We start from the raw sequence: 22,988 nt of genomic DNA, 5'->3' as shown, positions 1-22,988 counted from the left end.
GCTTAGAACGAGTAACGCAGCGAGGCCGTGTAGCGCGGGCCCGAGACGAACCAGGCGCGGCCCTTCAGGCCGATCCCCTGCTGCATCAGCTGCTTGTACTTGGCGTCGGTCAGGTTCTGCGCTTCCAGGCCGAGCGACAGGTTTTCGCTGATGTTGTAGAACACCGAGGCATCCAGCTGGCCGTACGAATCGGCGTAGGTCGGCAGCGCCCAGGCCACGTTGTGCTGGCCGACGGTGCTGCTGGCCGGGTTGGTGTCGGTGCCGTCGGTGCCGCGGGTACCGTTCACGTTCACGCCCTGCAGGTTCTTCGAGCGCCAGTTCCAGGCCAGGCGCGCCGAGAACTTCTCCTTGTCGTACATCAGCGCCACGTTGTACGTGTTCTTCGACAGGCCCTGCAGCGGCAGGTCGCCGAAGGTCTTGCCGTCGATGTCGCAGCCGTTCAGGTTCAGGTTCAGGTTGCTGGTGCCGCCGTCGCTGCCCGAGCAGTAGACCGAATACACCGGGTTGTACAGCTTCTGCTTGCCGTCCACGTAGGTGTAGTTGGCTTGCAGGCCGAAGCCCGACAGCCAGCCCGGCAGCATGTCGAAGTACTGCTGGTAGGCGATCTCCATGCCGCGTGCGCGGCCGCGCGCGCCGTTGACCGGCGCGGTCACGTTGAAGTTGTACGACTTGCCGTCGGTGCCCTGCAGCGGATAGCTGTAGGACTGGGTGACGATGATGTCCTTCAGGTCCTTGTTGAACACCGCCATGGTCAGCGAGCCGGCCTTGGCGAAGTACCACTCGGCGGTCAGGTCGACCTGGCGCGACTGGATCGGTCGCAGGTTCGGGTTGCCGTCGCTGGTGCCGGTCAGGCTGACGTTGTTGACGATGCGCGACAGCGGCGTGCCGGCGGCGTTCGAGACCAGGGTCGAGTCGACGTTTTCCGACAGCGTGGTGTAGCCCTGCAGCTGGCTGAAGTCCGGACGCGAGATGCCCATCGCGGCGCCGAAGCGGAACTGCAGCTTCTCGGTCGCCTTCATGCGCAGGTTCAGGCTCGGCAGCACGTTGTGGTAGCTGTTGTCGAACTCGCGCGCCGACGACGAGGCGGCGATGACCGGGATGGCGGCGCCGGTGGTCGGGAAGCCGGCCGGATCGTTCGGGATGCCGGTCGGGTTGAACACGATGTAGCCGCGCGCCTTCATGTCGGTCTTCACGTAGCGCAGGCCGACGTTGCCGTCCACCGGGTACTTGAGGTCGTCGAAGCCGAAGCGCAGCTGGGCGAAGGCGGCGCCGGTCTTTTCGCTCTGCGAGTTGGTGCCGGCCGGGTCGGTGCCGAAGCTGGCCGCCTTCCAGGTCGAGCAGGTGTTGCCGGCTTGCGCGCACAGCACGTTGTAGTACTGGTGCAGGGCGGTGTAGCTGGCCGGGTAGCCGGTGGCCAGCGACGTGTTCGGGAACACCAGCGCCGGCACGTTGGTGTTGTTGTTGAAGAAGTTGGGGAAACCGTAGACCTGGGTCTGGTTCGAGAAGCGCGGGTCGCCCAGGTAGGCCAGGCGGCCGCCCAGTTCGCCCTGCCACGGCATGGTGATCGCGGCCCAGTTGTAGCTCGGGTTCGAGTTCTGGGTGACGGCGTCGCGGTCGGTGAAGCGCACGCCGAAACGCACGTCGCGCAGCACCGGATCGTCGAAGGTGTACTTGGCGTCGGCCTTGACCGCCCATTCGTCGGCGGTGCTGCGGTCCATGTGCTCCTGGGTGAACGACCAGTAGTAGTTGTTCGGGTTGGCCAGGTAGGCGCGGTCGGCGTCGCTGAAGTTCAGCGTCGGCACGCTGCCGCGCAGGTCGATGTTCTCCTGCTGCATCTTGATCGCGGTGGCGACGGTCGAGTCGAAGCTGGTCGACTTGGCCTTGATGCGCTGGACGTCGGTGTCGAAGGCCCAGCTGCTGGTCGGACGCCAGCTCACGTGCCACGACACGTCGGTGGTGCTGGAGATGCGGTTGGCGGCGCGGGTGTCGGCGCCGAAGTCGATGCCGCCGTCGATCGGGTCGCTCAGGGTGCCGGTCAGCAGCGCGCCCTTGGCGTCATAGGTGGCGCCCGGGGCGACACGGATGTTGTAGGGGCTGGCGGCCGAGAAGATCGCCTGCTCGTCCCACTGCATCTTGTACTTCGACTTGAAGTAGGTCAGCGACGAGCTCAGGGTGGCGTCCTTCTTCCACTGCAGGGCGCCGTACGCGCCTTCGCGCTTGCGGTCGAAGTTCAGGGTGCGCCACTGCGAACCCTTCGGGATCCACACGGTGCGGCCCGGCTCCACGTCGGTGCGCGGGTAGTAGGGCTCGACCTGGAAGGCGTCGGTGCGGGTCGCGCTTTCCGAGTACGCCAGGTCGACCAGGGCGCCGATCTCGCCGAAGCCGGTCTTCCAGCGGTCCGAATACATGATCGAACCGGACGGCGACATCTTGCCCTTCTTCAGTTCCGAGCGGGTGGTCTGCAGCGACACGGCGACCTTGCGGCCCTTGAAGTCGAACGGCATGGCGGTGCGCAGGTTGACCAGGCCGCCAATGCCGCCTTCGATCTGCTCGGCCGACGGGTTCTTGTAGATGTCGACGCCGGCCATCAGTTCCGGCGGCACGTCTTCGAAATTGAGCGAGCGGCCGCCGTTGGCCGAGAACGAATCGCGGCCGTTGAGTTCCGAGCGCACGTAGGTCAGGCCACGGATGTTCACGCCCGAGCCTTCCACCGAGTAGTGCTCGGGGTCGCCCTTGGCCATGGTGCGGTCGATGGTGACGCCGACCACGCGCTGCAGCACCTCGGTGACCGAGCGGTCCGGCAGCTTGCCGATGTCGTCGGCGACGATCGAGTCGACGATCTCGTCCGAGTTCTGCTTGAGTTTCTGGGCCGAGTTCAGCGCGGCGCGCTGGCCGGTGACCACGACCATGTTGGCGCCGCCCGGCACTTGCGCGCCGGCCGCCGGTGCGGACGCCGCGGCGCCGTCGGTGGTTTGTGCGAATACTGCGCCGCTTGCCAGCAGTGCGATCTGCGCCGCTGCGACCGCGATGGCGGTCTTCCTGAATTGATGCATCATGTCTCCCAATGGGTATCGTAAAACTGTTTATACGGGCAGGACCGCCTGCCGCTTCGCTGCAACACCCGGACGCATGGCGGTCCGGGACAATCCGTTGAAAATGTCGTTCAGAACCGGTCGGCCTCCAGCGTGAGCGCGCGCCCGGCCGCCAGCGGCACCTGGATCGCGCGCGCGCCGTAGCGCACCTTGACCGTCTTGCCGGCCGCCGCGCCGGGCGCCGGGCGCAGCGTGGCCGCCACCAGCTTGCCCGCCTTCCACGCCAGGTCCACCTCGAGCGCGCCGCGCGCGCGCAAGCCCTTCACCGAACCGTCCGGCCAGGCCGAAGGCAGCGCCGGCAGCAACTCGATCTCGCTGTCGTGCGACTGCAGCAGCAGTTCGGCGATGGCGGCGGTGGCGCCGAAGTTGCCGTCGATCTGGAACGGCGGGTGCGCATCGAGCATGTTCGGGTAGATGCCGCCGGCGTTGTTGTGCTCCGAGCCGATGCCGGCCTGTTCGGATGCGCGCGCGCCCGGCGTGGCCAGCAGGCCGCGCAGCATGCGGTAGGCGTGGTCGCCGTCGCGCAGGCGCGCCCAGTAGGCCATCTTCCAGGCCATCGACCAGCCGGTGCCGGCGTCGCCGCGCGCTTGCAGGGTCTTGCGCGCCGCGGCGGCCAGCGCCGGCGTGCGGCCCGGCGTGATCTGGCGCCCGGGGAACAGGCCGAACAGGTGCGACACGTGGCGGTGGGTGTCGCCCGGCGTGTCCAGCACCGGATCCTTCTTTTCGTCCAGCCATTCGAGCAGCTGGCCCCAGCTGCCCACGCGCGGCGCCGCCAGGCGGTCGCGCATGGCGGCCAGGCGGTCGCGCAGCGGACGGTCGACGCCGAGCGCATCGGCCGCCTGCACGGTATTGTTGAACAGGTCCCAGACGATTTCCTGGTCGTAGGTGACGCCGTCCTCGATCGGTCCGTGCTCGGGCGACCAGCCCTGCGGCGCCACCAGGCGGCCGTCCGGCAGCTGCTTCAGGTAGTCCTGCCAGAAAGCGCTGGCTTCCTTCATCATCGGGTAGGCCACGTCGCGCAGAAAGGCGCGGTCCTGGGTGAACGCGTAGTGTTCCCAGAAGTGCTGGGCGTACCAGGCGTTGGCGGTCTTGTTCCACAAATAATCGGTGGCGCCGAACGGGTTCGACTCGGTGCGCACGGTCCAGCCGCGCACCGGCTTGCCGTCCTGCGTCTTGAATTCGCCCGCAGTGGCGCCGCGCCACACCGGCGCCAGGCCGTTGACCAGGCCGAAGAACGGCGTCGCCAGTTCGCTCAGGTTCGCGACCTCGGCCGGCCAGTAGTTCATCTGGATGTTGATGTTGGTGTGGTAGTCGGCGTTCCACGGCGGCGTCAGGCTGTTGTTCCACAGGCCCTGCAGGTTGGCCGGCAGCGAACCGCGCGAGCTGGATGCCAGCAGGTAGCGGCCGTACTGGAACAGCTGCGCTTCCAGTTCCGGGTCCATGCCCTCTTTCGTGTACGCCGTCAGGCGCGCGTCGGTCGGCAGCGCGCGCCGCGCGGGCGCCGTGTCGCCCAGGTCGAGCGCCACCCGGCCCACCAGGGCGCCGAAGTCGCGCTCGTGCTCGGCGCGCAGCTCGGCTGCCGCACGGGCGGCGGCCGCGCTCACCTGGCGCGTCACGCGCGGCAGCGGATTCTCCCCCTGGAAGCGGCGCGCGGCGTCGAGCACGTAGCTGGTGCCGGCGCCCAGCACCAGGGTCACGCTGTCGCAATCGGTGAAGACGATGCGCTGGCCGTCGACGGCGACCTTGCCGCCCTGGTTCAGCACCTGCACCTGGCTGGCGTAGTCCATCACGTTGGTCGACAGCTTGGAGCCGGGCTGGAACCAGCCGGCCAGCGTGCCGCTCGCGTACAGGCGGTTGCCGGCGGCGGCCAGGTGGGCGCCGTGGCGGTCGCCCAGCGTCACCGAACCGGAGTACTGGCCGGGGCGGTCGGCGCTGAGGCGCAGCACGATCACCTGCGCCGGATTGCTGGCCCAGGCTTCGCGCTTGAAGTGCACGCCGCCGTGCGTGTAGGCGACTTCGTGCACGCCGCGCGCCAGGTCCAGGCTGCGGCGGTAGTCCTGCACGCCGTCGGCGTGGCCGGGCAGGTCGACCAGCACGTCGCCGAACGGCTGGTAGGCGCCCATCACCTTGTCGTCGCCGGTCCACAGCGAGATCTCGTTGAACTGCAGGTGTTCGCGGCCCGGCTGGCCGAACACCATGGCGCCGATGCGGCCGTTGCCGATCGGGAGCGCCTCGCGTTCCCAGCCGGCGTCGTCGTCCCGGGCCGGGCGGTCGTAGTGCAGCACCAGTTCCGGCGCGGCGCCGGCGATGCCCGCGCCCAGCAGGCCGGCGGCCAGTAACGCAGCGCGCAACAGCGTATTCACGGGGTGCCGCGACGGCCATGGAATCGATTTCATAAACAGGTCCGGAAGAAGGCGCATGGGGTCGTTTCGCTCAGTTCGGGGTTGCGGCCGGCTTGCCGTAGACGATGCCGCGCCCGGCGGTGCTCATGTAGACCACGCCGAAGCGGTTCATGTCGCCGACGACGAACTGGCCGTCGCCGGGGCCGCCGTACTGGTGGGCGTCGTCGTTGATGCGCAGCCAGGTGGCGCCGCCGTCCAGGGAGCGGTGCACGCCGCGCCGGCCGGCCACCGTGCCCCAGATGTACAGGGCCGGGTAGGCTGCGCCCGGCGCCGCCTTGCCGTAGCCGACCGCGCCGCAGTCGCTCACCGCCGCGATCCTGGTGAAGCTGGCGCCGCCGTCGAGCGAATGGGCCAGGCCGGCGCCCTTGAGCGCCACCCACAGGTCGCCGGCGCGGCCCGGCATGGCGCGCAGCAGGCTGGAGCCGCCCACCGGCAGGCTGGCGCGCGGTGCGAAGCTGGCGCCGCCATCGCTGCTGGCCAGCAGCTTGCCGCCGGCGTAGGCGTAGAACACGCGCGCGTCGACCGCGTCGGCCACCGGGCGCAGGCGTTCGCCGGCCAGTCCGGCGACCGGCGTCCAGCTGGCGCCGCCATCGAGCGAGCGCCAGGCGCCGTTCGAGCGTTCCGGCGCATGCAGGATGACGGCGCCGTCGCTCGACAGCGCCACCTGGCCGCGCTTGCCGTTCAGCGCCGGCGCGGCGCGCCAGCTGGCGCCGCCGTCGCTGGTGAGCATCAGCTTGTCGCCCAGGCGCGCCATCGTGTCCGGACGGCTTCCCGCCACGGCCAGGCCGGTGGTGGTGCCGATCTGCGGATCGTGGATGCGGCCGTGGCGGGCCGGCTCGTCGTGGAGAAAACCGTCGTAGTCGCCGATGGCCGAGACCAGCGGCCGCCCTTCCCGGCTGGCCAGGCCCAGCGGTACGGTCTCTTCCAGCCCGTCCACGGTGAAGGTCCAGGTGGCGGGCGACGCATCGATGTCGGCCGTGCGGAACACGCCGTTGCCGGACGTGACCCAGACCGCGCGCGGATCGCTCGGGTCGAACTCGACCGAGCCGGCCCAGTGGATCGCATGGCCCTTCAGCCAGGGCACGCCGGCGGCGTCGCGCGCGAAGCCGCGCGCGACGACATCGGTCCAGCTGGCGCCGCCGTCGCGGCTGACGAAGATGCGGTCGCCCTTGGCATCGCCCTGCGGCAAATAGGTATTGATGGTGGAGACCACCAGCCGCCGCGGATCGCGGGGATCGACGCTGATGCCGGCGAACGGCCGGGTCCAGCCGCGCGGCGTGATGTCGGTCCAGGCGCCGCCGGCGATGCGGTACTTCCACACCTGGCCGCGGTCCATCGGTTCGCGTCCGCTGCGGTCCGGATGCGGGCCGGCGCCGTTGGCGTAGGTGACGACCAGGTTGCCGGCGCCGTCGAAGGCGGCGCGCTGCGGCATCAGGTCGGTGGGCGCGCCTTTCACCGGCGCGAAGCTGGCGCCGCCGTCGTCGCTGCGGTACAGGCTGGGGCCGGCGCTGCCGAAGCGCGACACGCCGACGAACAGGCGCCGCGCCGGTCCACCGTTGGCGCTGGCGGGATCCGGCAGCACCATGACGATGCCGACGTCGTTCGGTGTGGCGCTCACGTCGAGCGCGGTGACGCGGTTCCAGGTATCGCCGGCGTCGGTGCTCTTGAACAGGCCGTCGCGGCGCGAACCGAGGTACAGCACACGCGGCGCGCCCGGATCGACGGCGAGGCGTTCGCCGTCCTGGCGGCCCATGCCGTTGCCGTGGGTCTTGAATTGCGCGCTGACGTCGATGGTGGCGAAGGTCTTGCCGTAGTCGGTCGAGCGCAGGATGGCGGTGCGGCCGCCGTTCAGGTAAGCGATGCCGGCCAGCAGGTAGACCTTCGCGGCGTCGTGCGGATCGATCGCCAGCGCATCGATGCCGAGGTAGCCGGTCTGGTCTTCCGAGACCCAGTCCAGCAGCGGATGCCAGCGCCGTTGACTGGCGTCCCAGCGGTAGGCGCCGCCGACGTCGGTGCGCGCATAGGCGACGCCCGGCTCGCTGCGGCTGGGGATGACGGCGGTGACGAAGCCGCCGCCGCCGATGGCGACGCTGTCCCACACGTAGGCAGCGTCCGGCCCGGAAGCGCCGGGCGTGGCGACGCCCGCCATGACGGCGCCGGAGGCGGCGTCATGGCGCACCATCGCGCACGACGTCAGCGTCAGCGCGACGGCCAGGGCGGTTGCCAGGCGGTTCAACTTCATCGGTCCATTTCCATCATGTTTCACGCAACTGCCGCAAACACGAGAAACACGGCGGCGGCGCGCGCCGCGGCGCACTGTGCGTCAAACATGTGTCTCCTGCAAGCTGCTATTGATTGTTGTTATTCATATTACCGGCTTATGCGCGCATCGTAAGCGAAGCGCCCACCCCATGGCAAGCGAAATGTTCACGCTAACATATGTTGCACGCTTTGCCATGAACTTCCGGTATTTACTAAACAACGGATAATTTTTCTTTGTTTACAACGCCATCGTCGCCATCTCGACGCCGTTCGGCAAGAATGGTGCCGTGGACGGGTACAAGACGAGCCGTTCATGCCTTTGTGGACCTTGTTTCCTGCACAGGGCGGCAGCGCCAGGATCCGGAACGTTGACCGGGAGTCAGTCGCAGCATGCTTTTTGCCCATGCAATTCTGCGCCACTACTGTCGCAAATACGCAACTCTGTTCTTTGTTGACATGGCTTCTTGTCTATTTACGAGACAAAATTGTACGTACTCTGTTGCGTATTCACAAAACTTACAGCCTAGTAAGGTATTTATGAAAATTGTATGGTAGCGTACAACAACCAGTGTTAAGCCAATCATCCGGTCGCACTGGCGGTTCGTTCAAAAAAATATAGCCACCTGTATCGGGGGAGACAAAGTGAAGAAGTTCCAGAAGACTGCAATCGCCGCGGCGGTTGCGCAGTTCGCCATCGCCATCGCCTATAGCGGCGCCGCCTGGGCCCAGACCGGCGACGCCGTCAACACCAACACCAACCCGGCCAACACCGCCGCCGGCGCCAAGCCCGCCGTGGTGGTGGTCAGCGGCCAGCGCGCCGCGCTGCAATCGGCGCAGAAGCTCAAGCAGGATGCCGACGAGGTGGTCGACTCGATCGTCGCCGAAGACATCGGCAAGCTGCCCGACCGTTCGATCACCGAAGTCCTCAGCCGCGTGGTCGGCGTGACCATGGACCGCAGCATGCCGGGCGACCCGCAGCACTACGCGGTCGAAGGTTCGGGCATCGCGATCCGCGGCCTGACCTACGTGCGCTCCGAGTTGAACGGGCGCGAATCGTTCTCGGCCAACGGCGGCCGCTCGCTCAGCTTCACCGACGTGCCGCCCGAGCTGATGGCCGGCGTCGACGTCTACAAGAACCCGTCGGCCGAGCAGACCGAGGGCGGCGTGTCCGGCCTGGTCAATCTGCGCACCGCCATGCCGTTCGACTACAAGGGCTTCAAGGGCTCGGCGATCGGCTCGTACACCCACTCCGACCTGCGCAAGGGCAAGTCGCAGCCGTCCGGCTCGCTGCTGCTGTCGAACCGCTGGAACACGCCGTTCGGCGAATTCGGCGCCCTGATCGACCTGGCTTCGTCGAAGAGCAACACCCGCAACGACGAGCTGTTCGTCGAGGGTTACTACCCGCACACCAACATCGACCCGACCCGCACGGTCTGGGTGCCGCGCGGCGCCCAGTGGCGCTCGCAGACCATCGACCGCGACCGCAAGGGCACCTACGCCGCCTTCCAGTGGCGTCCGGTGCGCGACTTCACCGCCGCCCTCACCTACTTCGAATCGCGCTACAAGGAAAGCTGGTCGGAACAGGCGCTGCTGTCGCAGGAAACCGGCGACCGCGCCTACGACATGCAGGTCACCAACGGGGTCTATGACGCCAACGGCGCGCTGCTGTCGGGCGTGATCTCGAATCCGAAGAACGGCGGCGTCAACTTCAACACCGACCGCCGCGTCTCCGACCGCAAGTCGAAGACCAGCGACCTGGCGCTGAACCTGCAATGGCGCGCCGCGCCGGACCTGACCTTCACCACCGACTTCCAGCTGGTGCGCGCGCGCACCAACGCGCTCGACTCGGACGTCGCCACCGGCGTGCAGATGCCGAAGGAAACCGTCGACCTGACCGGCTCGCTGCCCAAGTTCACCTTCGACCAGAGCGACATCGCCTATCTGTCGAACCCGGCCAATTACTACTGGGCCTACACGATGGAACACCGCGACGCCTCGCGCGCGGAGAGCAAGGCCTGGAAGACCGACGCCCGCTATAACTTCGACAACCCGGTGCTGCGCGACATCCGTTTCGGCGTGCGCCTGCAGAACCGCGATTCGCGCAACCAGAACACCAACCCGAGCTACAACTGGCAAGGCATCACCCAGCCGTGGATGGTGGGCTGGCAGATCCCGCACCTGGCCACGCTGAACGATCCGCGCTTCTCGGGCGGCGCCGAGCTGACCCAGTTCAACAACTTCTTCAGCGGCGACGTGTCCGTGCCGGGCATCGTGTTCCCGACCGACGCCGTGGCGCGCGGCTATCCGGACAGCTATGCCAAGCTGCACACCTACCACGACATCCTGTGCAAGGAGCAGGGCTCGACCTGCACCGTGTGGACCCCGGCCGGCTTCGACGGCGACCCGGTCAGCGTCAACTACCAGGAAGAGAAGACGCGCGCGTTCTACACCCAGCTGCGCTTCGGCTTCGACGACCTGCCGTACCCGATCGACGGCAACATCGGCGTGCGCTACGTGAAGACCAAGTCGACCGCGTTCGGCTACACCACCTACAACCCGAGCGCGGTCGATTTCGGCACCGCGCCGAGCGTGACCGGGCGCGACCTGATCCCGAACATCGCCACCTTTGCCACCGCACGCAACTACGAGAACGACTACAACAACGTCCTGCCGAGCCTGAACCTGCGCATGAAGTACAGCGACAAGCTGCAGTTCCGCTTCGCCGCCGCCAAGTCGATGTCGCGTCCGGACTTCAACCAGCTGCAGGGCTACATTCCGCTGTCGCGCTCGATCCAGAGCGTCACCGACCCGGTCACCAAAGCGGTAGTGGTGAGCGGCGTGTCGCTGACCGGCACCGCCAACGGCAACCCGAACCTGCGCCCGACCACCGGGGTGTCGACCGACCTGACCGCGGAATGGTACTTCACCAAGAGCGGTTCGCTGACCTTCGCGGCCTTCAACAAGGACCTGAAGAACATCATCGTCAACCAGCTGTACAACTACGACGTGACCGACGTCGCCGGCACCACCCGCAGCTTCACGGTCACCGGCCCGGTCAACGGCGCCCATGGCTTCGCGCGCGGCTTCGAGGTGGCCTACCAGCAGTTCTACGACTTCCTGCCGGACTGGGCGCGCGGCTTCGGCACGCAGGCCAGCTTCACCTACGTCGACAGCAAGCGCAAGCTGAACAACCCGGTGTATTCCGAGTACTGCTCGGGCGCCGACGGCGCCACCAACCTGAACCTGTACGTCAACGGTTGCGACACCGACGGCCGTACCTTCGGCGACCTGCCGCTGCAGGGCTTGTCGCGCAAGACGGTCAACCTGGCGCTGATGTACGAGCAGGGTCCGATCCAGGCGCGCGTAGCGTACAACTGGCGCTCGCGCTACCTGGCCGGCGTGAACGTGTTCGGCACCCGCGACACCAACGGCACCGACACCAACCCGGCCAGCCCGACCCGCGGCCAGCACAACGTGGCCTGGGGCTTGCCGCTGTGGCAGGAAGCCTACGGCCAGGTCGATGCCTCGATCTTCTGGAACGTGAACGACAAGTTCCGCATCGGCCTGGAAGCGCAGAACCTGAACGACGCCATCTCGAAGCAGACCATGCAGCAGCACGCCGGCACCTTCGGGCACGCCTGGTTCGCCACCGGTCCGCGCTACACGGTCCAGGCGAGTTACAATTTCTGACGGTACGACGGACAACGCGGCGGCGCCACCCCGGCAAGCCGCCCCGTTCGTCCCTCGTTCCGGAGAATGCATGGTTCGACCCGACCGTACTGTCCCGCTTTGCGCGCATCCCCCTGCGCACCCCGCGCCCCACCCCGCTGCCGCCCGCCGGCCGCGCGGCGGGGCGCAGCCGCTTCATCCACCCCTTTCCACACCAACCTCCAAGGAGACTCCATGACCGTCAATGGCGACATGATCATCGGCCGCCGCACCGTGCGCGGCAACGCCGGCACCGCCAGCGCCTTCAACCCTGCCACCCGCGCCAACCTGGAGCCGGCATTCGGCCTGGCGCACCCGGAGCAGCTGCAGGAAGCCTGCCTGCTCGCCGAGCAAGCCTTCGACGCCTACCGCAACGTCCCGCTGGAAGGGCGCGCGCGCTTCCTGGAAGCGATCGCCCAGCAGATCCTCGACATCGGCCCGCTGCTGATCGAGCGCGCCTCGGCCGAGAGCGGCCTGCCGGCCGCGCGCCTGGAAGGCGAGCGCATGCGCACCGTGAACCAGCTGCGCCTGTTCGCCAAGGTGGTCCGCGACGGCTACTTCCTGGAAGCGACCATCGATTCGCCGCTGCCGCAGCGCACCCCGCCGCGCGCCGACCTGCGCCTGCGCAAGATCCCGCTCGGTCCAGTGGCCGTGTTCGGCGCCTCCAACTTCCCGCTGGCGTTCTCGGTGGCCGGCGGCGACACCGCCTCGGCGCTGGCGGCCGGCTGCCCGGTGGTGGTCAAGGCGCACAGCGCCCACCTGGGCACCTCGGAACTGGTCGGCAAGGCCGTGCAAAAAGCTGCCATCGAGTGCGACATGCCGGAAGGCGTGTTCTCGATGCTGATCGGCGAAGGCCGCTCGATCGGCCAGGCGCTGGTCGACCACCCGGCCATCAAGGCGGTCGGCTTCACCGGCTCGCGCCAGGGCGGCATCTCGCTGATGCAGACCGCGGCCGCGCGCAAGGAACCGATCCCGGTGTATGCCGAAATGAGCAGCATCAACCCGGTGTTCGTGCTGCCGGGCGCGCTGGCCGAAAAAGGCGCCGCGCTGGGCGCCGGCTTCGTCGATTCGCTGACCCTGGGCGTCGGCCAGTTCTGCACCAACCCGGGCCTGGTGATCGGCCTGGCGGGCGAAGCGCTGGACGCCTTCCGCACCGCCGCCGCCACCGCGCTGCAGGGCAAGGGCGCCGGCACCATGCTGACCGCCGGCATCCATAAAGCCTACACCGACGCCATCGAGCGCCGCACCGGCGTCGCCGGCCTGGAACTGGTGGCGCGCGGCACCGCCGAAGGCCAGGGCCACGCCGCCCAGGCCGCGCTGTACCAGTGCGACGCCGCCACCTACCTGGCCACCCCGGCGCTGGAAGAAGAGATCTTCGGACCGGCCTCGGTGCTGATCTCCTGCCGCGACGAAGCCGAGATCGTCGCCGTGGCGCGCCACCTGGAAGGTCAATTGACCGCCACCGTGCACGCCACCGGCGCCGACCACGGCATCGCCGCCGCGCTGCTGCCGACGCTGGAGCGCAAGGCCGGCCGCATCCTGTTCAACGGCTGGCCGACCGGCGTCGAAGTCTCGCACGCGATGGTGCACGGCGGCCCGTTCCCGGCCACTTCCGACAGCCGCAGCACCTCGGTCGGCGCCACCGCCATCGAGCGCTTCCTGCGCCCGGTGTGCTACCAGGACGTGCCGGCCGACCTGCTGCCGGAAGCGCTGCGCGACGGTAACCCGCTGGGCCTGGCGCGCGTGGTGGATGGGACGTTGACCACGGCATCCTGATCCAGCAGCGGTCGCATCGCTGCCACCGCTTGATCCGTCGTCCCCGCGCAGGCGGGGACCCATGCCGAGCATCACGAAGCCGAAACGCCGACGTAACGACTTCTGTAGCGATGTATGGGTCCCCGCCTCCGCGGGGACGACGCCTATTTGGCATCCCCATTATCAGACACGATTTCACGCCCATGACCAAACCCTTCAAACGCATCCTCTTCACCGGCGCCGCCGGCAACCTCGGCCAGCGCCTGCGCCCGCACCTAGGGCAGTTCGCCGATATCGTGCGCCTGGCCGACCTGGCCGACCTCGGCCCCGCCGGCCCCGGCGAGGAAACCGTCCGGTGCGACCTGGCGGACAGGGACCAGGTGATGGCCATGTGCGAGGGCGTCGATGCGATCCTGCACTTCGGCGGCGTCTCCACCGAGGAAGCGTTCGCGCCGATCATGCAGGCCAACATCCTCGGCACGGTCAATTTGTACGAGGCGGTGCACAAGCTCGGCATCCGCCGCGTGGTGTTCGCCAGCACCAACCACACGATGGGCATGTACAAGACCACCGACCTGGTCGACGCCGGCATGCCGCCGCGCCCGGACGGCTACTACGGCGTGTCGAAGGTGTTCGGCGAATCGCTGTCGCGCTACTACTGGGACCGGTTCGGCATCGAGACCGTGTGCATCCGCATCGGCTACTGCTGGCCGGAGGCGACCAACTACCGCCAGCTGACCACCTGGCTCGGCCTGGACGACCTGGTGCAGCTGCTGCGCCGCTCGCTGCTGACGCCGCGCGTGGGACACACGATCACCTTCGGCACCTCGGACAATCCAGGACGCTGGTGGGACGACAAGCATGCGCGCTTTTTGGGGTACAAGCCGGAACAGAGTTCGGCGCAATTCGCGAACAGGGTGCCGGATGCGGCGAACTGGGAGGAGATGCAGGACATCACGCTGACGTACCAGGGCGGGGTGTTCCTGCATAACGGGCCGAAGTACCGGTCTTGAATAGTTGGCCGTGCGGTTTTGGCAGCACAAGTTGGCAAACGCGCGGCTGGACTCAAAGCGCGCGGGAAGACAAAAATTCCAACCAATCGTCATGTGCAGCAAAGCGTGAAAGGTAGGCCACCCGGCCGCGCGCGTCCAACTCGCTCCAGAATGGCGAGAACAGCCAATCCCACCAATATTCCATGGCCCCTTGGAGACTCCCCAAGCTCGATGGGTCGGCATCAGGGAAGGCGAGCCACGGCGGAGGAGGCACAATATTTAGCGCGTCGATTTTATTAATCAACGCGGCGCAGTTTGTGACGATCACCACGACGACGCCGCCGAATTCAGAGCGGATGGAAAAGTGAACCGATTTGTCGCCGCGCCGGGCATGGCCCTCCTGGAGCAATGCCGGGTTGGGCCATCCGAACTCGGACGCCAAAGCGCCGACGACGCCGGCGGCGTCCGCTTCGAGCGCTCCGAATTCGAGGCGATAGGCGAACACGCCCTGGCCTTTCAAAAAGACTTTTGGAGGGTAAGGTCGAAAGTTGGACAATTCGTCCAGAGCCGCTGGCGGATAGCTGCCGGCCATGTTGTCTCGCGTCGCTCCAGCCCCGAACGCGGCCGCGATGCGTTTGAAAAAATCCATCGGATCCTCAATTCTTGTCGATATGGTCGGCCACCCAGTCCGCTCCGAAATAACCGGCAGCGCCAAAAATGATGCCGCCGGCCAAGCCGGTGAGTACCGCACCGGGTCCGGTTTCGATGCCCAAAGCAGCGCCGGCGACGCCGCCGAGTTTGAAACCTGCCGCCGCCGCTCCCCAGCCGCCGGCTTGCCGGATCACTTCAGCAGAGATCGGCTTGACGCTTTTGGCTTGGAAGGATTTCTCCGACGCCTGCTCCAGATCGTAAGCTGTCAAGACGATGCCAAGCACTTGCACTACCCGTCCAGCGCCCGTGGCAACCTTGGCGACCTTCAGCGAGCTGGTGTTGAAAATTGCCTTGGGCGGCACTTTCTCGCTATGGACCAGCACCTCTCTATCAAAGTCCTGTACATACATGGCGATCTTGTCGACGCGTTTGGCCAAGTGCGGGTTCTGGGCCTTGTATTGGTTGAGCGAAGCGAGAATCTCCTCAGTGGATACCAAGCGCGCACCAGCGGCTTTCGCTTTGGCGATATCGATGAAAACCGATCGGCCGTCGAAGCGCGGTGACCCTTCCGGAAAGATGGAACTCGATGACACGTAAGACGACGAGCTGTTGCCCATGACGTGCTCGGCCACCGTCGGCGGAGCCCCCCACTTCTTCGGCATCAACCCATATTTCTCCGGCTGCACCTGACTAAGCTGCGCCAAGGGAGACAAGTTCATGCTTGAAAGGTAGGGACTCGTTGGCGTCGCGTAAACTTTCCTGACTAGAAAACCTTCTTTCCCGACTTCGTCGACGACGATGAAGAAAAACGCCCGGGCGGGCATGTGGTGACTGGTAACGTCCCGCCGAGATCCTGGCGCCGTGTTGGTCAGCGTCTCGAATTCAAAGGCGCTCATCACCATTTCTCCAAAGCGGGAGCGCCGGTCAATATGGCGAGCGACTGGGCGTTTTCGGTGTGGACGCGCTGGCAGCATCCGGCACCGTCGGTTAGTCCTTTGTAGACCTTTCCGGACCCGTCGATGATATGGTAGGGCATGCCGGCGATGGGTTGTCCGTCTTGGTCCAGCACGCGCACTTGCTCGTCGTAGGGAAGCGTCACCTTGTCGGCGCTTCTCCGCGAGGAACTCGAATTGTGCGTGCCCGAATCGTCTCCCGCCAAAGAAGTGTATAGTGGACCCCGAATTTGAGACAGTGGTTTAAGCTGTCGTCCGCGAAAGGATGACAGCGAATGAGTGAAGGTAAAAAACGCAGGGTGCACAGTGCCGAGTTCAAGGGCAAGCTCGGGCTGGAAGCGGTGCGCGGGGTGAAGACGATCAACGAGATCGCGCAGGAGCACGACGTGCATCCGCAGTTGGTGACGCAGTGGAAGAAGGAGATTCTGGAGAACGCCGGCGCGCTGTTCGACGTCAAGCGCGGGCCGAAGCCGGTGGACGAAAGCAGTCCCGAGGACAAGCTGTACAGCGAGATCGGCAAGTTGAAGATGCAGGTGGATTGGCTCAAAAAAAAGCTTGGGGAATGAGTCCTGCCGAGCGGGCACGGTGGATTGCGCGGGAAGACGCGATGCCGCTGACCATGCAGTGCGAACTGGCCGGCGTGCCGCGTTCGACGGTGTATCGGCGGCTGGAAGCGGTAACACGCCAGGCATGCATGAACGAGGAAGACGACCGATTGCGCGCCCTGATCGACGAGGAATACACCGGCCGGCCGTTCTACGGTAGCCGGCGCATGGCGGTGTTCCTGCGAGGTCGAGGGCACCAGGTCAATCGCAAGCGCGTGCAGCGCTTGATGCGGGAAATGGGTCTGGCGGGCATGGCGCCGGGGCCGGCGACGAGCAAGCCGCATCCGCAGCACAAGGTCTATCCATACCTGTTGCGCGGGGTAGCAGTCACGCGACCGAACCAGGTGTGGAGTACGGATCTGACCTATATCCGCCTGGCGCGTGGCTTTGCCTACCTGGTGGCGATCATCGACTGGTACTCGCGCCGGGTACTGGCCTGGCGCATCAGCAACAGCATGGACGCGTCGTTCTGCGTGGACTGCCTGGAAGATGCGCTGCGCCACCACGGCAGGCCGGATGTATTCAACAGCGACCAGGGCGCGCAGTTCACCAGCGACGCCTTTACCGGCGTGCTCAAGCGCGAAGGTGTGGCGATCAGCATGGACGGACGCGGGCGGGCGCTGGACAACATCTTCGTCGAGCGCTTGTGGCGCAACGTGAAGTACGAAGACGTGTACCTGAAGGGTTATGCCAACATGCCCGAACTAACAGTCGGCCTGGCGCAGTACTTTGTGTTCTACAACGCCGAGCGACCGCATCAGGCGTTGAGATATGAGACGCCGGATCATGTCTACCGCGCCGGTGTCGGAGGCGGTGCGCTGATCGTCGACAGGTTCGGCGACGCGGGCCTAGAGCAAGAAAAAATCGGCAGTACGGGGCAGCGCCGGGCAGCTGCTGAAGTGGAAACGGACACAGCTTAAACTAGCCGGCTGAGTGTCTTGACTGATGGGTCCACTTTAGTGGCAGCAGATGCGACAGGGGCGGCCGTCGACGGGGCCGTAGTGAAGCCGGAGCCACATTCGATGGTCGCAGTGATTTGCGACGCGATGAGGGTGGCGCCGCAGGAGGTCTTCATGCCTTCGACCGCGACCCTGACACCCATCATGGTCGCGTTTACCGCTCCTTCGACGATGACGACATTGCCTGGACACCGGGGGCAATGCACCTTGTGCCCGGCGCCAGCCGCCGGCTTGCCATAGATGAGCAAGAAAGGATGGCCCTCGACGACCGTTCCACCATGAGAAGTCCTGTCGCCCTGTCTGATGATCGCCCTTTCGCCCATGCAGCACTCCATTGACGAGATGTTCGGAAGACCAAGTCTATCACTGTCCAGCGCGCTGGCTAACGGTAGTGGAACCTTGTTGTATCGTTCGGACGAGGTGATGCTGACGGTAACAGAGTCGAAGGGCTTGCATGTCGATCCTGCTTGCTCGCTATGGGTCCCCGCCTGCGCGCACTACTGTCCAAGATAGTATTGCTGGCCTAAAAACCGTCGTTCCAGGCACTGCCTGAAACGACTCCCCGCGAAGGCGGGGACCCATTCTGCATATCTAAAGTTGGGATTTTGGAAGCACTTTCGCTGCCTCTGAACTACCAAATTTTCCAGCTCAGTATGGATCTCCGCCTTCGCGGGGACGACGAGTTGTTGGCTAGGAGTTATTTTACGTGACTGCTAGCAACAAAAGCCGCTTAAAGCAGAGATAACGATTATCTTGGACAGTAGTGCGCCTGCGCGGGGAGTCGTTTCCGGCAATGTCGGGAACGACGCTGGTTTGCGACGCCAGAGTGCAGGCTGCCCAGCGCCTGCCGCTTCCCGCAGGAGCGGGAAGCGGCAACCATCAATGGTTATGCCTTGGCATCTCCTGCGCCACCGCGCGGTACGGCAGCGCCAGCTCCATGCAGGCGCCGGTGTGCAGCTGCCCGACCGTGGCGCGGTAGATCTGCTGCCACGGGGTCTGGTTCGGCGGGATCGGCGGCGGCGCGTCCTGGCGGCGCGCTTCCAGCTCGGCGTCCGCCAGCAGCACGTTGCAGCTGCCGTCGTTCAGGTCGACGCGTACCACGTCGCCGGTGCGCAGCAGCGCCAGGTTGCCGCCGGCCGCGCTTTCCGGCGAGGCGTTCAGGATCGACGGGCTGTCCGAGGTGCCGGACTGGCGGCCGTCGCCCAGCGTCGGCAGCGCCGTGATGCCGCGCTTGATCAGCGCATCCGGCGGCTGCATGTTGACGACCTCGGCCGATCCCGGCCAGCCCACCGGACCGGCGCCGCGGATGACCAGCATGGTGCGCTCGTCGATCGCCAATGCCGGATCGTTGATGCGGTGGTGGTAGTCGTCCGACCCGTCGAACACCACCACGCGGCACTCGAAGCGGTTTTCCGAACCCGGCGTCGACAGGTAGCGCTCGCGGAAGCTCGGCGAAATGACGCTGGTCTTCATGATGGCGAAGTCAAACAGGTTGCCCTTCAAGACCAGGAAGCCGGCGGTCTGCTTGAGCGGATCGTCGAACGGGCGGATCATCTCGCGGTCATGGCTTTCGCGACCGACCAGGTTCTCGGCCATCGAGCGGCCGGTGACGGTCGGGCGCTGCGAGCGCAACAAGCCCTTCTGCTCCAGCTCCCACATGATGGCCGGAGTACCGCCGGCGCGGTGGTAGCGCTCACCCAGGTACTTGCCGGCCGGCTGCATGTTCAGCAGCAGCGGCACGTCGTAGCCGTAGGTCATCCAGTCTTCCGGCGTGATCTCCACGCCGGCGTGGCGCGCCATGGCGACGATGTGCGGCTGGGCGTTGCTGGAGCCGCCGATGGCGGCGTTGACCACGATGGCGTCCAGGAAGGCTTCGCGCGTCAGAATCGACAAGGGACGCAGGTCCTCGAAGGCCATGCCGACGATGCGGCGGCCGGTCTCGTAGGCCATCTGGCCGCGTTCGCGGTAGGGCGCGGGAATCGCCGAGCAGCCGGTAAGCGACATGCCGAGCGCTTCGGCGACGGCGTTCATGGTCGACGCCGTGCCCATGGTGTTGCAGTGGCCGGCCGACGGCGCCGAGGCGGTGGCGATCTGGATGAACTTGTCCTCGTCGATCTCGCCCGCGGCCAGGCGGCGGCGGCCCTTCCAGATGGCGGCGCCGGAACCCACCAGTTCGCCCTCGAACCAGCCGTCCAGCATCGGCCCGCCGGACAGGACGATGGCCGGGATGTCGACCGTGGCCGCCGCCATCAGCTGCGCCGGCGTGGTCTTGTCGCAGCCGGTGGTCAGGACCACGGCGTCGATCGGGTAGCCGTGCAGGATCTCGACCAGGCCCAGGTAGGCCAGGTTGCGGTCCAGCGCCGCGGTCGGGCGGCGGCAATTCTCGAAGATCGGGTGCAGCGGGAATTCCATCGGGATGCCGCCGGCGTCGCGGATGCCGTCGCGCACGCGCTTGGCCAGCTCCAGGTGGATGCGGTTGCACGGCGCGATGTCGCTGCCGCTCTGGGCGATGCCGATGATCGGCTTGCCGGAGCGGAGTTCCTCGGGCGTGATCCCGTAGTTCATGAAGCGCTCCAGGTACAGCGCGGTCATGTCGATGCGGTCTTCGTTGTCGAACCAGTCCTGCGAGCGGAAACGGCGCGGCCCGGCCTGGTCTTTCGTGTTTTCGGTCATCGTCTCACTCCTCGATGCGCAGCACGTGCTGCGGCAGGCCCGGCGTTTCGGCGCGGAAGGTGAACAGCGCGCCGGCCAGCGGCTGCTGCGCCAGCTTCTCTTCCGACAAGCCCTTGCGCGCCGTGGTCACGTAGGCGGTGCGCAGGTCGCCGCCGCCGAAGGCCAGCTTGGTGATGTTCGAGCACGGGAAGCGCACTTCGCCGACTTTGTTGCCGCCGGCGTCGTAGCGGTCGATGCGCCAGCCGCCGAAGGTGGCGATCCAGACGCAGCCGTCGGCGTCGACCGCCATACCGTCCGGGTGGCCGCCGCCTTCGTTCAGTTCCACGAACAGGCGTTTGTTCGCCAGCGCGCCGTCGGCCGCCAGGTCGAAGGCGTACACCTTCTTGCCGAGCGTGTCGGTGTGGTACAGCGTGCGTCCGTCCGGGCTGGCCGCCGGGCCGTTGGTGATGATATAGCCGTCATCCATGCGCGCCACGTGGCGGCCGTCGTAGCGGTACAGCGCCCCGGTCGGGGCGCTCTCGCCGTCGTCCATCGAGCCGAACCACAGGCGGCCGGCGGCGTCGACGTAGCCGTCGTTGAAGCGGTTGCCGGTGTCGTCCGCCTCGACCTTGGCCAGCGGGTGGAACTCGCCGGTGGCGTCGTCGAAGCGGTACATGCCGTCTTCCAGCGAGCACACCATGCTGCCGTCGGAAGCCGGCACGATGAAGCTGACCTGGCCCGGCGCATCCCAGCTGCGCCGGTCGGCGCCGTCGTGCGCGCAGCGGTGCAGGCGCCGGCCCTTGATGTCGACGAACCACACGCGTCGATTGGGCGCGTCCCACAGCACGCCCTCGCCGAGGATCGCGCCGACTTCCCACAACGGAACCGGCGTGATGCCTTCCAGTTTGTCGTCGATGCTCATGCGCCGTACCATCCCGCGTCGACGAAGTATTCGCGGCCGCTGCAGCGGCGGCCGTTGCTCGAGGCCAGGAACAGCGACAAGGCCGCCACGTCCTGCATCTCGACGCGCTCCTGGATGCACTGGCCGGCCAGGATGCGCGCCTCTTCTTCCGGCGTGTGCCACAGCGCCTGCTGGCGCGGGGTGCGCACCGCGCCCGGCACCACGGTGTTGGCGCGGATGCCGTACTTGCCGAGGTCGCGTGCCATGCCGCGCGTCATGCCTTCGATGCCGGCCTTGGCGGTCATGTACAGGTCCAGCTGCGACGAGGCCAGGTACCACGAGATCGAGCCGAAGTTCAGGATCACGCCGTAGTTCTGCGCCTTCATGCCGGGAATGACGGCCTGCGAGCAAAAGAATTTATGGCGCAGGTTGACCGCCATGCGGTTGTCCCAGTAGGCCGGGGTGACGTCCTCGATCTCGTGGCGGTCGTCGTTGGCCGCGTTGTTGAGCAGGATGTCGACCGCGCCGGCTTCGGCGACGATGGCGGCGAAGGTGGCCTGCAGCGCCGGGATGTCGGTCAGGTCGCACTTGACGAAGCGCGCCGGCTGGGCCGCGCCGGCCAGTTTCTGTTCCAGTGCGCGGCCGGCTTCCTCGGCGATATCGAGGAACCAGACGCGTGCGCCCTGGCCCACGAAGGCGCTGACCAGTTCGGCGCCGATGCCGCTGCCGCCGCCGGTGATGACCACACGCTTGCCGGCCAGGTCGGGATAGGTCGCGTAGACGAAAGCTTGTTGATTGGTGTCTGACATGTGATGTTCGAATTCCAGTGAAAACGCCGCTCAGGCGGTTGGGTTGGCGGCGGCGAGCAGGCCGCGCCGCGCCAGGTTGTCGTACAGGGCACGCACGCCGAAGGTCCAGGGCGCGATCTCGTCGCTGCGCTGGACGCTGTTGACCAGCGTGCCCAGCGACGGCGTCGAGATGCTGACGCGGTCGCCGGCGTGGTGGGTGAAGCCGCCGCCCGCGCTGTCGCGGTCCTTGATCGGCGAGAACATCGTACCCAGGAACAGCATGAAGCCGTCCGGATACTGGTGGTGGGCGCCGCAGGTCTGGGCGACCAGGTCGAGCGGGTCGCGGCTGATCTCGCGCATGCGGCTCCTGCCTTCCAGCTCGAAGCCGTCGTCGACGCCTTCGATCAGCATGCGCACTTCGCACTGGCGCAGCGTGTCCAGCGTGAAGCCGTTGTCGAACAGGCGGATGAAGGGGCCGATCGCGCAGGAACCGTTGTTGTCCTTGGCCTTGCCCAGCAGGAGCGCGCTGCGGCCCTCGATGTCGCGCAGGTTGACGTCGTTGCCGAGCGTGGCGCCGACCACCTGGCCGCGGCTGTTCACCGCCAGCACGATTTCCGGCTCCGGGTTGTTCCAGTGCGAGGCCGGGTGCAGGCCGACCTCGACGCCATGGCCGACCGCCGACATCGGCTGCGACTTGGTGAACACCTCGGCATACGGGCCGATGCCGACTTCCATGTACTGCGACCACAGGCCGCGGCCGGACAGCTCGGTCTTCAGGCGCAGCGCGGCGTCGGAACCCGGCTTGATCTCGGAAAGGTTGGTGCCGATCGAGGCCTGCAGCTGGCCGCGCAATTCGGTCGCGCGCGCCGGGTCGCCCTTGGCCTGCTCCTCGATCACGCGTTCCAGCAGGCTCACCGCGAAGGTGACGCCGCAGGCCTTGATGGCTTGCAGGTCGCACGGGGCCAGCAGGCGCGGCACGTCGCCGTCTTGGCCGCCGGCGGTGGGCGCCGCCAGCATCAGCTCGGCCACGTCGCCAAGGTCCTCGCCTTCGGCGCCGCGCACGATGGCGGCGGCGTCGTCGCGCTCGAACAGGTCGGACACGGTCGCCGCGTGGCGGGTGATGTCGACCACGCGGCCGCGCCGCACGGCCACCACGGCCGGGCCGGCCACGGCCTGCGCTGCGCCGGCGGGGCGCCACACGCGGCCCACCAGCAACGCATTGTCCAGGTCGTCCGGCAGGAGGTTCGCTTGTTGTGCTGTCATGATGT

15 protein-coding genes are annotated in these 22,988 nt (G+C 66.8%); 4 read left to right on the top strand and 11 right to left on the bottom strand.

Translation table 11 applies throughout. The annotated features are described in order from the left end of the window. Window positions 1-2: 2 nt before the first annotated feature. The 3 genes from HH212_RS20385 to HH212_RS20375 all read right to left on the bottom strand — a co-directional run bounded on the left by HH212_RS20385 (window position 3) and on the right by HH212_RS20375 (window position 7,736). Window positions 3-3,056 carry a TonB-dependent receptor gene (locus tag HH212_RS20385; RefSeq protein ID WP_308633218.1) on the bottom strand — a complete coding sequence of 1,018 codons (3,054 nt, stop codon included), beginning with the start codon at window positions 3,054-3,056 and terminating at the stop codon, window positions 3-5. Window positions 3,057-3,163: 107 nt separating this feature from the next. After that, window positions 3,164-5,443: a glycoside hydrolase family 95 protein gene (locus HH212_RS20380; RefSeq protein WP_229217380.1), complete on the bottom strand. Its 2,280-nt coding sequence runs from the start codon at window positions 5,441-5,443 to the stop codon at window positions 3,164-3,166. An 82-nt stretch (window positions 5,444-5,525) separates the two neighbouring features. Continuing rightward, window positions 5,526-7,736: a WD40/YVTN/BNR-like repeat-containing protein gene (locus tag HH212_RS20375; RefSeq protein WP_229217379.1), complete on the bottom strand. Its 2,211-nt coding sequence runs from the start codon at window positions 7,734-7,736 to the stop codon at window positions 5,526-5,528. Window positions 7,737-8,398: 662 nt separating this feature from the next. Here HH212_RS20375 and HH212_RS20370 point away from each other — a divergent pair. The 3 genes from HH212_RS20370 to HH212_RS20360 all read left to right on the top strand — a co-directional run bounded on the left by HH212_RS20370 (window position 8,399) and on the right by HH212_RS20360 (window position 14,232). After that, window positions 8,399-11,446, top strand: coding sequence for a TonB-dependent receptor (locus HH212_RS20370; RefSeq protein WP_170204171.1), 3,048 nt, complete (start codon window positions 8,399-8,401; stop codon window positions 11,444-11,446). A gap of 213 nt (window positions 11,447-11,659) precedes the next feature. Then, window positions 11,660-13,240 (top strand): aldehyde dehydrogenase (NADP(+)), encoded by a 1,581-nt coding sequence (locus HH212_RS20365; RefSeq protein WP_170204170.1) that lies wholly within the window; start codon window positions 11,660-11,662, stop codon window positions 13,238-13,240. A gap of 182 nt (window positions 13,241-13,422) precedes the next feature. Continuing rightward, window positions 13,423-14,232, top strand: coding sequence for an NAD-dependent epimerase/dehydratase family protein (locus tag HH212_RS20360; RefSeq protein ID WP_170204169.1), 810 nt, complete (start codon window positions 13,423-13,425; stop codon window positions 14,230-14,232). A 52-nt stretch (window positions 14,233-14,284) separates the two neighbouring features. On the opposite strand, the gene HH212_RS20355 is transcribed toward HH212_RS20360, so the two are convergent. The 3 genes from HH212_RS20355 to HH212_RS20345 are packed head-to-tail and all read right to left on the bottom strand — an operon-like array spanning window position 14,285 to window position 15,961. Then, complete coding sequence (locus HH212_RS20355; protein ID WP_170204168.1) at window positions 14,285-14,860, bottom strand: hypothetical protein; 576 nt, start codon at window positions 14,858-14,860, stop codon at window positions 14,285-14,287. Window positions 14,861-14,867: 7 nt separating this feature from the next. Continuing rightward, a complete protein-coding gene (locus tag HH212_RS20350; RefSeq protein WP_170204167.1) occupies window positions 14,868-15,758 on the bottom strand; it encodes a glycine zipper family protein in 891 nt (296 codons plus the stop codon). Next, the gene (locus tag HH212_RS20345) at window positions 15,758-15,961 is read right to left on the bottom strand and encodes a hypothetical protein (protein ID WP_170204166.1); all 204 of its coding nucleotides are present in this window, start codon (window positions 15,959-15,961) and stop codon (window positions 15,758-15,760) included. The genes HH212_RS20350 and HH212_RS20345 overlap by 1 nt, the downstream gene beginning before the upstream one ends. Window positions 15,962-16,090: 129 nt before the next feature. On the opposite strand from HH212_RS20345, the gene HH212_RS20340 reads away from it, so the two are divergent. Beyond that, window positions 16,091-17,340 (top strand): IS3 family transposase gene (locus HH212_RS20340; protein ID WP_229217358.1). Its coding sequence is split into 2 segments (ribosomal slippage): window positions 16,091-16,376 and window positions 16,376-17,340, totalling 1,251 coding nucleotides; the frame shifts between segments, so codons are not numbered across the junction. Here the strand turns inward: HH212_RS20340 and HH212_RS20335 are convergent. The 5 genes from HH212_RS20335 to HH212_RS20315 form a co-directional block, all read right to left on the bottom strand. Next, on the bottom strand, window positions 17,337-17,702 hold the full coding sequence (locus tag HH212_RS20335) for a PAAR domain-containing protein (RefSeq protein WP_170204165.1): 366 nt from the start codon (window positions 17,700-17,702) through the stop codon (window positions 17,337-17,339). The genes HH212_RS20340 and HH212_RS20335 overlap by 4 nt on opposite strands. Window positions 17,703-18,258: 556 nt before the next feature. Then, entirely contained in the window at window positions 18,259-20,052 is a 1,794-nt protein-coding gene (locus HH212_RS20330) for an IlvD/Edd family dehydratase (RefSeq protein WP_170204164.1), read from the bottom strand. Between the two features lie 4 nt (window positions 20,053-20,056). After that, window positions 20,057-20,953 (bottom strand): SMP-30/gluconolactonase/LRE family protein, encoded by an 897-nt coding sequence (locus HH212_RS20325; protein ID WP_170204163.1) that lies wholly within the window; start codon window positions 20,951-20,953, stop codon window positions 20,057-20,059. Then, window positions 20,950-21,741, bottom strand: coding sequence for a D-xylose 1-dehydrogenase (xylB, locus tag HH212_RS20320; protein WP_170204162.1), 792 nt, complete (start codon window positions 21,739-21,741; stop codon window positions 20,950-20,952). Before xylB ends, HH212_RS20325 begins: the two co-directional genes overlap by 4 nt. Before the next feature lie 30 nt (window positions 21,742-21,771). Beyond that, on the bottom strand, window positions 21,772-22,983 hold the full coding sequence (locus HH212_RS20315; RefSeq protein WP_170204161.1) for a fumarylacetoacetate hydrolase family protein: 1,212 nt from the start codon (window positions 22,981-22,983) through the stop codon (window positions 21,772-21,774). Between the last annotated feature and the right edge of the window lie 5 nt (window positions 22,984-22,988).

Source organism: Massilia forsythiae (assembly GCF_012849555.1).
GTDB lineage: Bacteria > Pseudomonadota > Gammaproteobacteria > Burkholderiales > Burkholderiaceae_D > Telluria > Telluria forsythiae.
Note: the sequence above shows the minus strand (reverse complement) of the source record. Positions and strands in the feature narration are given on the sequence as shown.

What these genes read in the sequence shown, in the direction of transcription:
- HH212_RS20335 (WP_170204165.1), bottom strand. Translation starts at nt 17,702, where the DNA reads ATGGGCGAAAGGGCGATCATCAGACAGGGCGACAGGACTTCTCATGGT.
- HH212_RS20375 (WP_229217379.1), bottom strand. Translation starts at nt 7,736, where the DNA reads ATGAAGTTGAACCGCCTGGCAACCGCCCTGGCCGTCGCGCTGACGCTG.
- HH212_RS20360 (WP_170204169.1), top strand. Translation starts at nt 13,423, where the DNA reads ATGACCAAACCCTTCAAACGCATCCTCTTCACCGGCGCCGCCGGCAAC.
- HH212_RS20385 (WP_308633218.1), bottom strand. Translation starts at nt 3,056, where the DNA reads ATGATGCATCAATTCAGGAAGACCGCCATCGCGGTCGCAGCGGCGCAG.
- HH212_RS20350 (WP_170204167.1), bottom strand. Translation starts at nt 15,758, where the DNA reads ATGAGCGCCTTTGAATTCGAGACGCTGACCAACACGGCGCCAGGATCT.
- HH212_RS20330 (WP_170204164.1), bottom strand. Translation starts at nt 20,052, where the DNA reads ATGACCGAAAACACGAAAGACCAGGCCGGGCCGCGCCGTTTCCGCTCG.
- HH212_RS20325 (WP_170204163.1), bottom strand. Translation starts at nt 20,953, where the DNA reads ATGAGCATCGACGACAAACTGGAAGGCATCACGCCGGTTCCGTTGTGG.
- HH212_RS20315 (WP_170204161.1), bottom strand. Translation starts at nt 22,983, where the DNA reads ATGACAGCACAACAAGCGAACCTCCTGCCGGACGACCTGGACAATGCG.
- HH212_RS20355 (WP_170204168.1), bottom strand. Translation starts at nt 14,860, where the DNA reads ATGGATTTTTTCAAACGCATCGCGGCCGCGTTCGGGGCTGGAGCGACG.
- HH212_RS20365 (WP_170204170.1), top strand. Translation starts at nt 11,660, where the DNA reads ATGACCGTCAATGGCGACATGATCATCGGCCGCCGCACCGTGCGCGGC.
- xylB (WP_170204162.1), bottom strand. Translation starts at nt 21,741, where the DNA reads ATGTCAGACACCAATCAACAAGCTTTCGTCTACGCGACCTATCCCGAC.